Here is a 12,788-nt window from a genome sequence, read left to right as displayed (position 1 = left end):
CGGCCAGGCAAAGGAAAAAGACAATCTTATCTGGATTGTCTTTTTTTTGCATATAAAGGTAAAAAAGCTTAAGTGGAGAGTAAAATTCAAAAAGCGGACAGTAAATGATCAAAACTGGAAAGTAAATGATCAAAACTGGAAAGTAAATCGTATAAAGTGGAAAGAACATATAGAACGACATACATAATCGGGCCAGAAACGGGCTTATAGGACCCCATTATGATAGTAATCCCTCTTTTAAGGACAAATCCATCCACGAATTCCCTCAAAATCTCTTTAATAAGGTTTATTAAGAATCAAATCCATAACTTTAACGTCAAGTCCAAAAATTTTTTTACCCGATTGACTTTATTCAAATCAAAAAAGTACGAATTGTTTTGAAAGAATTCACTTATAGACATACACCCAATCGCTACCTGCGACATATTATATTACAGGATGGGTGTGGAACAAGAGTATTCGAAAAATTGTATACAAATCGGTGATTGAGGGCAGAATGGGTGTATGGAGGTGGAGGAATTGAATTCATTTTTGGCACATAATCATTATGAAGAAACATGTGTTATATGCGAAAGTTTAAAACCGAAAGGCATACATCTATACACTTCTTTTATTTGTACGGAATGTGAACATGATTTGATTCAAACAGATACAAATGATCCAAAATATAAATACTTCCTAAAACAGCTTAAAAAGATAACAACTCCGGAAATCTTTTCGTAACAAAGTCCATTACGGGCTTTCTTTTTTTTGCTTAGAATAGGGATTTCATTTAAAATGAATGAGACTATTAGAAGGAAGTATGGGAAATGAACTCTCAATTGAAAACACCTTTATTCCAAGCCTTACAAGACCATGAAAACAAGCAGCCGATTTCCTTTCATGTTCCTGGGCATAAACAGGGCTTGATCAATAAGCCCGAAGCAAATGCCGTATTCAAGCAACTATTACAAATTGACGCAACCGAGCTGTCAGGTTTGGATGATTTACATGCACCGGAAGACGTCATATTAGAAGCAGAAACACTCTTAGCGGAGTTATATCAAACGGAAAAAAGTTTTTTTCTTGTTAATGGTTCCACAGTAGGAAACCTGGCGATGATTATGGCGGCATGTGAGGAAGATGATTTTGTTCTCGTCCAACGGAATTGTCATAAATCAGTCTTGAATGCCTTGAAATTAGCGAAAGCGAGACCTGTTTTTTTAGAGCCGGAATATAATCAGGAATGGAAAGCAGCCGGGGGCATCAAACTTGAAACTGTTAAGGAAGCAATCAACCTCTATCCTGAAGCAAAAGCGATTATTTTGACCTACCCTAACTACTACGGATTGGTTTATGATTTAGAAGGAATCATTACGGAGGCCCATCTCCATCATATCCCGGTTCTTATTGATGAGGCTCACGGGCCGCATTTTATAGTCGGTGACCCATTTCCAGCTTCAGCCACCCAAATGGGGGCAGATATCGTGGTACAGTCCGCCCATAAGACATTGCCGGCGATGACAATGGGTTCTTTTTTACATATTAACAGTCCATTAATTAATCGGGACAAGGTTAAGGAATATCTGGGAATGTTTCAATCAAGCAGCCCCTCCTATCCGATTATGGCGTCACTAGACATAGCAAGGAATTATTTAGCTACATATGATGGGAAGGATTTATCTTATCTTTTAAAAACGATCAGCCGCTTTAAGGAGGAATTAAGCAAAATTCCGGCGATTAAAGTGTTAGATTCTCCAAATAATCAAGGAGATCCTTTAAAAATTACGATTCAATCGCGATGTGGATTAAGCGGTTTTGAGCTCCAAAATAGATTGGAACAACAGTCCATCTATCCGGAATTGGCAGACCCATACAATGTCCTGTTTATTCTCCCTTTAGTAAAAGCAGGACAGTATTATCCGTTCGAAGCGGCTGCAGAAAGAACAATACAGGCGCTTATAGATATACCTGTACAAGAACTAAAGGAAGACATTCAGGTCGATAGGCAAACCATATCTGAGTTAGCTATTCCCTATAAAGACATGGAAAAACTTACTCAGAAAGAAGTCCGGATTGAAAAGGCATTAAACCTGGTATGTGCGGAAACCGTTATTCCCTATCCCCCAGGAATACCTCTGCTTTTAAAGGGTGAAACAATTACAATAGACAAGCTTAACCAGCTCAATCGCTTGTTGCAATCCGGAGCCAGGTTTCAAGGAAGCACCTTGGTAAAGAAGGGCAGGATTAAGATTTTTAGGACAACTTAAGATTTTTACAGGTATGGAGGTAATATTTTAATGACGAGCGGAACATTTATTACATTTGAAGGACCCGATGGGGCGGGAAAGACGACCATCATCAGGATGGTAGCGGAGCAGTTTACTAACGTCCTGCTTACGAGAGAGCCGGGTGGTATTGATATCGCGGAGCAAATCCGCAATGTCATTTTGGCGAAAGAGAACACGGCAATGGATCCGCGGACGGAGGCATTACTCTATGCGGCTGCACGCAGGCAGCATTTAATAGAAAAAGTAAAACCGGCGTTAGCTGAGGGGAAGCTCGTCCTCTGTGACCGGTTTGTGGACAGCTCGCTTGCCTACCAAGGTTATGCACGCGGGTTAGGAATCGATGAGGTTTGGGCAATAAATCAATTTGCTATTGAAAAAATGATGCCTGAGTTTACCATCTACTTTGATATTGAACCAGAGCTCGGATTACAACGGATCAACAAAAATAAAGGAAGAGAGATTAACCGGCTCGATTTAGAAGACCTTGAATTCCACCAAAAGGTTAGACAAGGATATCAGCTATTAATGGATCGTTTTCCAACGAGAATCATTAGGATTGATGCATCCGGTTCAGTGAACGAGGTTTATAAACAAACAATCGAGCTGATTGAAAACAAGTTAGCAAAAAAGTAGCCTACGTTTGAAGGCTGCTTTTTTGTTAAAAAGAAAATATTAGTGCTTTTCCAACCTATTACAAATGTAAGCGGGACGATAACCTGTTATAATATAGGCAGAGGTAGCTAGATTCGGAAAATTGGAGAGAGGGTGGTTTGATGAAACTCATCATAGCAGTTGTTCAAGATCAGGATAGCAATCGTTTATCAAAGGCATTAGTAGACAATAATTTTAGGGCGACAAAATTAGCGAGTACAGGCGGATTTCTGAAATCGGGGAACACCACTTTTATGATTGGAACAGAAGATATTCGCGTTGATCGTGCACTGCAGATTATTAAAGATAACTGCAGGTCCAGGGAACAACTCGTTTCACCGGTTTCTCCAATGGGCGGGAATGCAGATTCCTATGTACCGTATCCGGTCGAAGTCGAGGTTGGCGGAGCAACTGTTTTCGTACTTCCTATTGAGCAATATTTACAGTTTTAATTTAATTGATAAAGTTAGTGAGTGATTAACTTGGTAAAAACATGGGATCAACTAGAAGAATTGCAGCCAGCCGTACTCCGAATGGTAAAAAACAGCTTGGTGAAAAATCGAGTAGCCCATGCGTACCTTTTTGAAGGCATGAAAGGGACCGGGAAAAAGGAAATAGGGTTGTTGTTCACGAAGGCTCTATTTTGTGAATCACTCATTGATGGCTATAAACCTTGTGAGACCTGTCATAATTGCCGCCGAATTAATAGCGGCAATCATCCTGATATTCATATTGTTGAGCCGGATGGCTTATCCATTAAAGTAGACCAAATCAGAAACCTGCAAGCTGAGTTTTCGAAAAAGGGAGTAGAATCGTTAAAAAAGGTTTACCTGATATCAGGTGCAGATAAAATGAGTGTGAGTGCCTCCAATAGTTTGCTAAAGTTTCTTGAGGAACCGAGTGCAGAAACGGCGGCCTTTTTACTAACTGAACAGCCGCAGCAAATGCTGCCAACGATTCTTTCAAGGTGCCAAATTCTAACATTCCAGCCGCTTCCGCCTCAAGTTATGATTAAACAGTTAGTGGAAAACGGCGTTAATCCGGGAAAGGCCCCGCTGCTTGCGGAGCTTACTAATAATCTTGATGAAGCATTGCAATTAAATGTCGATGAATGGTTTGCACAAGCTCAAAAAATAGTGTTAAAATTATATGAGGTGTTGGAGAAGAATTCATTAGAGGCCATGGTAACACTTCAACTAGAATGGTTTCAACACTTTAAAGAGAAAGAACAGCTTCATCGCGGTTTAGAACTTTTTCTTCTTATATTTAAGGATTTACTATATATACAATTAGATAAGCAGGAGCAAATTGTTTTTAAAGCTGATAGTGAGCGCTTAACACAATACGCCTTAAAAACATCCGGACGGCGCTTATCGAATCAAATGTCAGCTATTCTTGAGGCAAAACGGAAACTCGAGAAGAATATGAATCCTCAGCTGATGATGGAACAGCTTGTGTTAAAATTGCAGGAGGGATCTTCATTTGTATGATGTTGTAGGAGTACGCTTTAAAAAGGCGGGGAAAATTTATTATTTTGACCCTGGAGACCTCTCAATTGAAAAGGATGACTTCGTGATTGTCGAAACAGTCCGCGGAGTGGAATATGGCAGAGCTGTTATTGCCCGAAAACAGGTTGAGGACCATGATGTTGTCCTTCCATTAAAAAAGGTCGTCAGAATTGCCGACCAAAAGGACCGGATGATTGTCGAAGAAAATAAGCAGGCTGCCCAGGAAGCTTATGAAGTTTGTAATGAAAAAGTGAATGAACATCAATTGGATATGAAGCTTGTTGATGTTGAATATACATTTGATCGAAATAAGATTATTTTCTACTTTACGGCGGATGGAAGAGTTGATTTTCGTGAGCTGGTAAAGGATTTAGCAGCGATTTTTCGGACACGGATTGAATTACGCCAAATTGGTGTCCGTGATGAAGCTAAGATGCTTGGCGGCATCGGTCCATGCGGCAGAATGCTGTGCTGTTCAACCTTTTTAGGGGATTTTGACCCTGTTTCAATAAAAATGGCGAAGGACCAAAATTTATCATTAAATCCTACGAAAATATCCGGTCTCTGCGGACGGCTGATGTGCTGTTTAAAATATGAAAATGATGAATATGAATCTGCGAAAGAAGCGTTACCGGATTTAGGAGAAATCATTGAAACACCCCAGGGTAGAGGGAAAGTTGTAGGATTAAATATTTTAGAACGGGTACTTCAAGTGGAACTTAAGGAACAAGAGCGAGTTCTCGAATATACCTTGGATGAAATCATTAAAGAAGGTGCCTTGTCTATACAATCCACAGATTAATGAGGTGGAAGAAGTGGATAAAAAAGAAATATTTGAGTCGGTAAGTAATATGGAAACACAAATTGGCAGTCTTTATCAGCAGCTTGGGGAATTAAAGCAGCATTTAGCTGAAATACTAGAAGAAAATCATTATTTGAAACTTGAAAATGAGCATTTGAGGCGCCGTTTAGATGTAACCACTGAAGAAAAGAAAAAAACAGAACCTAAAAAGAATGCAGCTAATGCCGAATCCCCTGATGTAAAGCCGTTTGATATTGGGGAAGGATATGATAACCTCGCTCGTCTTTATCAAGAAGGGTTTCATATTTGCAACCTTCATTTCGGGAGCCTTCGCAAGGAAGGCGACTGTCTATTTTGTCTTTCTTTTCTTAATAAGAAATAACCTTAAGGAGGCTGAGAAAATCAGCCTCTCTTTTCATACATTTTCAGCTTAAAGGATGGATTTATGTGGTTAATTTAAAGGAAGATGAACGGCTGGATTATTTACTCGCGGAAAACTTAAGAATTATCCAAAGTCCTTCTGTTTTTGCCTTTTCACTTGATGCTGTTCTCTTGGCCCGGTTTGTATATGTTCCGATTCAGAAAGGAAACTTACTGGACCTCTGCAGCGGGAATGGTGTGATTCCCTTGTTTTTGAGTGCAAGAACAAAGGGGCAAATAACAGGTGTCGAAATTCAGGGGCGCCTTTATGATATGGCGGTAAGAAGCATTGCATATAACGGTCTCGAAAATCGCCTTCAGATGATTCACGGTGATATTAAGGAGATGGCGAAGCGGTTAGGATATGGAAAGTTTGATGTCATCACCTGTAATCCGCCCTATTTTACGACGCAGGAAGCGGGGGAAATCAATCCAAATGAGCATCTGGCGATTGCCCGCCATGAAATACTTTGTACGCTGGAGGATGCCATCAAGGCCTCTAGTGACCTAGTTAGGCAAGGCGGGAAGGTGGCATTCGTCCACCGCCCGGGCAGGTTAATCGATATCATCACTTTGATGCGGAAGTATAGACTCGAGCCCAAGCGGATTCAATTTGTTTACCCGAAAATAGGGAAGGAAGCCAATACCCTCTTGATTGAAGCAATAAAGGACGGCAGCCCGGACCTTAAGATTCTCCCGCCTATCATTGTCTATAACGAAAACGATGAATATACAAAAGAAATCAGAGCAATTTTATATGGAGAGTAGCCATCACTATTTTTATGTATTGACATGTTCAGATGGCAGCCTTTATGGCGGCTATACGAATAATCTGGACCGGCGGATTAGGATGCACAATGAGGGAAAAGGGGCAAAATATACCCGGGGACGCGGTCCGGTCCAGTTAACCTACTTTAAAGGCTATCCTAATAAAAGTGACGCCTTAAGGGCGGAATACAATTTTAAGCGATTACCACGGAGAAAAAAGCTTGAGTTTTTATTAAAAGAAAATGGTGATGATCATGTGGCAGCAGAAGAGCTTTGAGAACGAAGAACAGAAAGGAATTCTCTACCTCGTTCCTACACCGATTGGAAATTTAGAGGATATGAGCTTCCGGGCAGTTAGAATCCTAAAAGAGGCAAATCTGATTGCCGCAGAGGATACTCGGAATACGAAAAAGCTGTGCAATTACTTTGACATTGAAACTCCTATCGTCAGCTATCATGAGCACAATAAGGAATCGAGCGGAGAGAAACTGATTCAAAGGGTGAAGGAAGGGTTAAAAATAGCACTTGTTAGTGATGCCGGCATGCCAGCCATCTCTGACCCTGGGTATGAACTAGTGGCAGCTGCGATTGAAGAAAGGGTACCAGTGGTCCCGTTACCAGGTGCAAACGCCGCTCTAACTTCGTTAATTGCCTCAGGCCTGTCCTGTCAGCCCTTTTATTTTTTTGGATTTTTAAATAGGAGCAAGAAAGAGAAGCGGGCGGAATTAGAGGCTTTAAAATGGCAGGCGGCGACGATCATCTTTTATGAGTCCCCGCATCGCCTCAAGGAAACATTGGCCATTATCCAAGAGGTTCTCGGAAATAGGAAGATAGCGATATGCAGGGAGTTAACGAAAAAATATGAGGAATTTATTAGAGGAACGGTTGAAGAAGTAATCGCCTGGGCAAGCCAGGATGAAATACGCGGCGAGTTTTGTTTGATTGTCGAAGGAACGGATGAACAACAGGAGGAAGGACCAAGTTGGTGGCACGAGTTATCGCTTGTAGAGCATGTAAATCAATATATTACTGAAAAAGATATTCCTTCGAAAGAGGCGATTAAACAGACAGCCAAAGACCGGAACCTTAACAAAAGGGAGGTTTATCAGGCCTATCATGTAGAAAATCAATAGAAAAAAAGATCCAGCACGATAAAAGTGCTGGATCTTTTTTTCCTTATTTCGCTACTTCAAGGTTGTTTTGAATTTCTTGGATTAATTGCTCTGCACCTTCACGGCTAAGAATTAATTTACCGCCGGCAAGTGTCATATTATCATCAGAAACTTCACCAGTTACTTGGCAAGTCATATTTGGCTTATATTTTTTTAGGATAATGCGCTCATCGTCAACATAGATTTCAAGAGCATCTTTTTCAGCAATACCAAGAGTACGTCTCAATTCAATCGGAATAACCACACGACCTAATTCATCAACTTTACGAACAATACCTGTAGATTTCATTTTTTTCCTATCTCCTCTCGAAACTATAAAGATTATCTATCTATTTTTTTATTCGTCATTATTCGACAAATTTTTCATACTTTTATAATACAAGAAATTCCCATATCCGTCAATTATTTTATTTTAAAAAATAAAATATTTTTTTCTACCGTCAAACCAACTGTTGGTTTACAAGGATAAACGGAATTATTTTGTCAAAGTAAACTGTTAATTTAGGTAAATTGGCACTATAAAATAAAATTTTTTTAAAAAAACTTTTCGACAAAATTCTACAATAACAACTCTCCCTATCTATAGTGTTTCGCTAGCTCTAACCCCTTTTTGGGTGTATTAGGGAAAATATTTAAATAACTGGAATTCTAGCAGTAACGGTTTCTTGCACAAAAGTTCATTTTTCGGTATATTTTGATGATAGAAGCGGGAAAAAGAGGCAATAATGGTTGAATGGGGTTTTTCGATTGCCTACCCATTTGGAGGGATTTTAATGGAGGAAAAATTAAAGACTTTTTATCTAACGACACCGATTTACTATCCAAGCGGAAATTTACATATTGGACATGCGTATACGACGGTTGCCGGTGATGCAATGGCGCGTTACAAAAGGCTGCGCGGCTATGACGTTATGTATTTAACGGGTACGGATGAACATGGGCAGAAAATTCAGCGTAAAGCGGAGGAAGCGGGAATTACACCGCAGCAATATGTCGATGGAATTGTTGATGGCATTAAAGATCTTTGGAATAAGCTTGATATTTCCTATGACGATTTTATCCGGACTACTGAGGAAAGACATAAGCAAATTGTTGAAAAGATTTTTGCTAGACTGCTCGAACAAGGGGATATTTATCTTGATCAGTATGAAGGCTGGTATTGTACTCCGTGTGAAGCGTTTTATACTGACCGTCAGCTAGTGGATGGGAACTGCCCGGATTGCGGCCGTCCAGTTGAAAAGGTAAAAGAAGAGTCATACTTTTTTAGAATGAGTAAGTATGTTGACCGATTATTACAGCATTATGAGGACAATCCTGACTTCATCCAGCCGGAATCGCGCAAAAATGAAATGATTAATAACTTTATCAAACCAGGCCTCGAGGATTTAGCTGTATCAAGGACAACATTTGACTGGGGAATTAAGGTTCCTGGGGATGCGAAGCATGTTATCTATGTTTGGATTGATGCTTTGTCCAACTATATAACCGCCCTCGGTTATAGTACGGACAATGATTCGAAATACTTGAATTATTGGCCTGCAGATGTCCATCTTGTCGGAAAGGAAATTGTTCGTTTCCATACGATTTATTGGCCGATTATGCTGATGGCTCTTGATGTGCCGCTGCCAAAGAAAGTGTTTGCCCATGGCTGGCTGCTGATGAAGGACGGAAAAATGTCGAAGTCGAAAGGGAACGTCGTTGACCCAGTTACCTTAATTGACCGCTACGGCCTTGATGCACTTCGCTATTATTTATTGAGAGAAGTACCTTTTGGAGCCGATGGTGTGTTCACACCTGAGGGTTTTGTTGAAAGAATTAACTTTGACTTGGCCAATGACCTTGGGAATCTCCTCAATCGAACGGTTGCGATGATTGAAAAGTATTTTAATGGAGTGATCCCTGATTATGCAGGTTCCGTCGGTGAATTTGATGAGTCATTGCTGCAAGTAAATCGTGAAACGGTTGTAAAATACGAAGAAGCCATGGAAAAAATGGAATTCTCTGTTGCGTTAACATCGATTTGGCAGTTAGTCAGCCGGACAAATAAATATATAGATGAAACGAAGCCGTGGACATTGGCTAAGAATGAGGAACAAAAGGGTGAGCTCGCAAGTGTTATGGTTCATTTGGCTGAATCATTGCGCCGAATTGCGATTCTGTTACAACCATTTTTGACACGGACGCCAAATGGAGTCTTTACACAATTGGGCATTGAGGATGAAATGCTTAAAGCTTGGGACGGCCTTGAAACCTTTGGAGGAATTCCAAGCGGCACAATGGTTAAAAAGGATGCACCGCTTTTTCCAAGACTTGAAATTGCCGATGAGGTAGCCTTCATTAAAACGAAAATGCAAGGCGGTGATGCTGCGGCACAGGCGCCGGCAGCAGAAGAACAGAAAGAAGAAAAGCCGGAAGCCATTGATGAAATCGCGATTGATGATTTCATGAAAATTGATTTGCGGGTGGCTGAAGTCATACAAGCGGAGCCTGTAAAAAAGACCGATAAACTTCTGAAGCTGCAGCTCGATCTTGGCTATGAAAAACGCCAAGTTGTTTCAGGGATTGCCCAGTTTTATAAGCCGGAAGATTTGGTCGGCCGGAAAGTGATTTGTATTACGAACTTGAAGCCAGTAAAGCTGCGCGGTGAATTATCGCAGGGAATGATTCTGGCTGGATCAAAAGATGGCGTATTATCGCTTGCAACCGTTGATCAAACATTGGCAAATGGAGCAAAGGTAAAATAATGTTGAAAATAGAAATGTTCCACGTGTAACAATTTTCGGGACATTTCTATTTTTTTTATATGGAAAGGAGTTTAATCTATGTTATTCGACACACATGCACATTTAAATGATAGTCAATATAACGAGGATTTGCTGGAAGTGATTGAAAGGGCGCAACATGAGGGAGTTTCAAATATGGTGGTTGTCGGTTTTGATCGGCCGACGATTGAACGGGCCATGGAACTAGCCGAAAGATATGAATTCATTTATGCCTGCGTTGGCTGGCACCCTGTTGATGCCATCGACATGACCGACGACGATTTAGTATGGATTGAGGAATTGACTTCCCACCCCAAGGTAGTCGCAATTGGCGAAATGGGCTTGGATTACCATTGGGACAAGTCCCCTAAGGAGATTCAAAAAGAGGTTTTCCGCAAACAAATTCGGCTTGCCAAAAAAGTGAAGCTGCCCATTGTCATTCACAATCGCGAGGCGACCGCAGATATCGTTGAAATCTTGAAGGAAGAAGGGGCAGATGAGGTAGGTGGCATTATGCACTGCTTTAGCGGCAGCCCAGAAGTCGCAAAGGAATGTGTAAAAATGAACTTTTATATTTCCCTTGGCGGCCCTGTTACCTTTAAAAATGCAAAAAAACCGAAGGAAGTGGCGGCAGAAATTCCATTAGATAAACTGTTAATCGAAACAGACTGCCCCTATTTAGCCCCGCATCCTTATCGTGGGAAACGGAATGAACCGGGGTATGTGAGGCTAGTTGCTGAAGAAATTGCCGAAATAAAAGGATTGACATTTGCGGAAGTGGCAGAGGCAACGACACGAAATGCTAAAAAAGTATTCGCCATAAAGTGATAAAGGAAATTGTCGAAGCGGCAGGAAGCTTGTCTTAATTTTTTCTAATAACAAAAAGTTCTACACGTCTCCTTTTCAACATAGGATAATCATGTCGATAAGTTTCTCTTTGCATTGTTTCCAGTTTTGTGCATAATTAGAAATACATTCACAGGATAAGCAAGGATTAACAGCCGACAACATGATAGAAATAATCTCTCTGAGAAAAAGGAGGCGTTTTTCATCGTATTCAAACACATGAAAAACCTGTTTTCTATGTCTTGGAGCGGGAGATCATTGACCATTGTCTTTGCTAGTTTTATAGTGTTGCTAACAGCGCTCGGGGTTCTTCTGTTTGAAGGATCAAAGAACACTGTTGCAATTACACTTAATGGCGAGCAACAGGTCGTAAAAACACATGCAGAAACCGTCAAAGAATTATTAGATGAACTGGATGTATCACCTCGCTCACAGGACTACTTGTCTCCAAAGGCCAATACGAAGGTGAGAGACCACCTTAAGGTTGTATGGAAACAGGCAAACAAGGTTCGTATTGTCAAAGACAACGAGGGTAAAGCCGTCTGGACGACAGCTGCAACGGTGGCTGAACTCCTAGCAGAGCAGAAAATTGTATTGAAGGAACAGGATCAAATTTCACCTAAACCACAAGCGGCAATAAAAGATAAGATGAATATTGCGATCAACATCGCTCACCATCTTACTTTTGTGGACGGAGGTAAAGAACAGCAAGTTTGGGCCACTTCGGCTACGGTCGCTGACTTTTTAACGCAGCAGGGCATCGAGCTAAATGAATTAGACCGAGTTGAACCGTCATTAACAGAAACCATCTCTGAGAATGGTGTTGTTAACGTCATTCGAGTAGAAAAAGTCACCGATGTAGTGGAAGAACCCGTTCAGTTTGCCGTGGTTACCAAAAAGGATGAAAGCTTAGAAAAAGGGAAAGAAAAAATCATAACTCATGGAAAGCATGGCCGTGTGTCCAAACAATACGAAGTCGTGCTTGAAAATGGCAAAGAAGTTTCTAGGAAACTGATAAGTGAGCAGAATATTGCTGTCAAACAGGATAAAGTGGTGGCTGTTGGAATGAAGGATATGGCCCTGCAGGTATCGCGAGGGGCAGCTGAAACAGGAAAAGAGTTTTACGTGACTGCAACAGCCTATACAGCTTTCTGCAATGGTTGCTCAGGGCTGACGGCAACAGGTCTAAACCTTCGGGCTAATCCGAACATGAAAGTAATTGCTGTCGATCCAAGAGTCATTCCGCTCGGAACAAAGGTGTATGTAGAAGGCTATGGCTATGCTGTAGCGGCTGACACAGGTGGCGTGATTAAAGGGTATAAAATTGATTTATTTATGCCGTCAAACGCGGATTGCTACCGCTGGGGGCGTAAGAAAGTAAAGATAAAAATTTTGGAGTGATTTTTACTCGGATGCAGAGGAGTTAGTTATCCTCTGCATTTTGCTTTTTCCTTAATTTTCTTTATACTAAACTCGGGTACATTATTGTTTCTCTTTACTTTCATTGTATGAATCTTCTCGATAATATAGACGATGGACATTACAAAAATGTTTCAGTTTTTTTTCAAATTTTTATTTTTTGTTACGGA

Annotated in this window: 14 protein-coding genes and 1 pseudogene; 14 read left to right on the top strand and 1 reads right to left on the bottom strand. The window is 40.8% G+C overall.

The window, feature by feature from the left end; all coding sequences use genetic code 11:
• The 11 genes and pseudogenes from BANVL01_RS28075 to rsmI form a co-directional block, all read left to right on the top strand.
• A pseudogene (locus BANVL01_RS28075) lies at positions 1-187 on the top strand (hypothetical protein); the annotation flags it as partial.
• A gap of 317 nt (positions 188-504) precedes the next feature.
• Positions 505-723: a sigma factor G inhibitor Gin gene (locus BANVL01_RS22465; RefSeq protein WP_066094458.1), complete on the top strand. Its 219-nt coding sequence runs from the start codon at positions 505-507 to the stop codon at positions 721-723.
• 86 nt (positions 724-809) lie between these two features.
• Complete coding sequence (locus BANVL01_RS22460) at positions 810-2,249, top strand: aminotransferase class I/II-fold pyridoxal phosphate-dependent enzyme (RefSeq protein ID WP_066094461.1); 1,440 nt, start codon at positions 810-812, stop codon at positions 2,247-2,249.
• A gap of 30 nt (positions 2,250-2,279) precedes the next feature.
• Complete coding sequence (tmk, locus tag BANVL01_RS22455) at positions 2,280-2,903, top strand: dTMP kinase (RefSeq protein ID WP_066094464.1); 624 nt, start codon at positions 2,280-2,282, stop codon at positions 2,901-2,903.
• Positions 2,904-3,043: 140 nt separating this feature from the next.
• Entirely contained in the window at positions 3,044-3,373 is a 330-nt protein-coding gene (darA, locus tag BANVL01_RS22450; RefSeq protein WP_034725482.1) for a cyclic di-AMP receptor DarA, read from the top strand.
• 30 nt (positions 3,374-3,403) lie between these two features.
• Positions 3,404-4,411, top strand: coding sequence for a DNA polymerase III subunit delta' (gene holB, locus BANVL01_RS22445; protein WP_066094467.1), 1,008 nt, complete (start codon positions 3,404-3,406; stop codon positions 4,409-4,411).
• Positions 4,404-5,231, top strand: a complete 828-nt coding sequence (locus BANVL01_RS22440) for a PSP1 domain-containing protein (RefSeq protein ID WP_066094469.1) — start codon at positions 4,404-4,406, stop codon at positions 5,229-5,231. Before holB ends, BANVL01_RS22440 begins: the two co-directional genes overlap by 8 nt.
• Positions 5,232-5,244: 13 nt before the next feature.
• The gene (yabA, locus tag BANVL01_RS22435) at positions 5,245-5,613 is read left to right on the top strand and encodes a DNA replication initiation control protein YabA (RefSeq protein ID WP_066094472.1); all 369 of its coding nucleotides are present in this window, start codon (positions 5,245-5,247) and stop codon (positions 5,611-5,613) included.
• A gap of 65 nt (positions 5,614-5,678) precedes the next feature.
• A complete protein-coding gene (locus tag BANVL01_RS22430; RefSeq protein WP_066094475.1) occupies positions 5,679-6,419 on the top strand; it encodes a tRNA1(Val) (adenine(37)-N6)-methyltransferase in 741 nt (246 codons plus the stop codon).
• Positions 6,376-6,696: a GIY-YIG nuclease family protein gene (locus BANVL01_RS22425; RefSeq protein ID WP_439951359.1), complete on the top strand. Its 321-nt coding sequence runs from the start codon at positions 6,376-6,378 to the stop codon at positions 6,694-6,696. Before BANVL01_RS22430 ends, BANVL01_RS22425 begins: the two co-directional genes overlap by 44 nt.
• Positions 6,674-7,552: a 16S rRNA (cytidine(1402)-2'-O)-methyltransferase gene (rsmI, locus tag BANVL01_RS22420; RefSeq protein ID WP_066094481.1), complete on the top strand. Its 879-nt coding sequence runs from the start codon at positions 6,674-6,676 to the stop codon at positions 7,550-7,552. Before BANVL01_RS22425 ends, rsmI begins: the two co-directional genes overlap by 23 nt.
• Positions 7,553-7,595: 43 nt before the next feature.
• Here rsmI and abrB read toward each other — a convergent pair whose 3' ends face one another.
• A complete protein-coding gene (abrB, locus tag BANVL01_RS22415) occupies positions 7,596-7,880 on the bottom strand; it encodes a transition state genes transcriptional regulator AbrB (protein WP_024026429.1) in 285 nt (94 codons plus the stop codon).
• Positions 7,881-8,364: 484 nt separating this feature from the next.
• On the opposite strand from abrB, the gene metG reads away from it, so the two are divergent.
• The 3 genes from metG to BANVL01_RS22400 all read left to right on the top strand — a co-directional run bounded on the left by metG (position 8,365) and on the right by BANVL01_RS22400 (position 12,600).
• Positions 8,365-10,335 carry a methionine--tRNA ligase gene (gene metG / locus BANVL01_RS22410; RefSeq protein ID WP_066097160.1) on the top strand — a complete coding sequence of 657 codons (1,971 nt, stop codon included), beginning with the start codon at positions 8,365-8,367 and terminating at the stop codon, positions 10,333-10,335.
• A 78-nt stretch (positions 10,336-10,413) separates the two neighbouring features.
• Positions 10,414-11,181 carry a TatD family hydrolase gene (locus tag BANVL01_RS22405; protein WP_066094484.1) on the top strand — a complete coding sequence of 256 codons (768 nt, stop codon included), beginning with the start codon at positions 10,414-10,416 and terminating at the stop codon, positions 11,179-11,181.
• A 237-nt stretch (positions 11,182-11,418) separates the two neighbouring features.
• Positions 11,419-12,600 (top strand): G5 and 3D domain-containing protein, encoded by a 1,182-nt coding sequence (locus tag BANVL01_RS22400; protein ID WP_066094487.1) that lies wholly within the window; start codon positions 11,419-11,421, stop codon positions 12,598-12,600.
• Positions 12,601-12,788: the final 188 nt, after the last annotated feature.

Source organism: Neobacillus novalis NBRC 102450, assembly GCF_001591805.1.
Taxonomy (GTDB): domain Bacteria; phylum Bacillota; class Bacilli; order Bacillales; family Cytobacillaceae; genus Neobacillus; species Neobacillus novalis.
The sequence above is the reverse complement of the archived record's forward strand: the minus strand, read 5'-3'. Positions and strand labels throughout refer to the sequence as shown.

Bases quoted from the DNA above. Each gene is read 5' to 3' on its own strand.
- BANVL01_RS22465 (WP_066094458.1), top strand. From the start codon at position 505: ATGGAGGTGGAGGAATTGAATTCATTTTTGGCACATAATCATTATGAA.
- BANVL01_RS22460 (WP_066094461.1), top strand. From the start codon at position 810: ATGAACTCTCAATTGAAAACACCTTTATTCCAAGCCTTACAAGACCAT.
- tmk (WP_066094464.1), top strand. From the start codon at position 2,280: ATGACGAGCGGAACATTTATTACATTTGAAGGACCCGATGGGGCGGGA.
- darA (WP_034725482.1), top strand. From the start codon at position 3,044: ATGAAACTCATCATAGCAGTTGTTCAAGATCAGGATAGCAATCGTTTA.
- BANVL01_RS22425 (WP_439951359.1), top strand. From the start codon at position 6,376: ATGAATATACAAAAGAAATCAGAGCAATTTTATATGGAGAGTAGCCAT.
- rsmI (WP_066094481.1), top strand. From the start codon at position 6,674: ATGTGGCAGCAGAAGAGCTTTGAGAACGAAGAACAGAAAGGAATTCTC.
- abrB (WP_024026429.1), bottom strand. From the start codon at position 7,880: ATGAAATCTACAGGTATTGTTCGTAAAGTTGATGAATTAGGTCGTGTG.
- metG (WP_066097160.1), top strand. From the start codon at position 8,365: ATGGAGGAAAAATTAAAGACTTTTTATCTAACGACACCGATTTACTAT.
- BANVL01_RS22405 (WP_066094484.1), top strand. From the start codon at position 10,414: ATGTTATTCGACACACATGCACATTTAAATGATAGTCAATATAACGAG.
- BANVL01_RS22400 (WP_066094487.1), top strand. From the start codon at position 11,419: ATGAAAAACCTGTTTTCTATGTCTTGGAGCGGGAGATCATTGACCATT.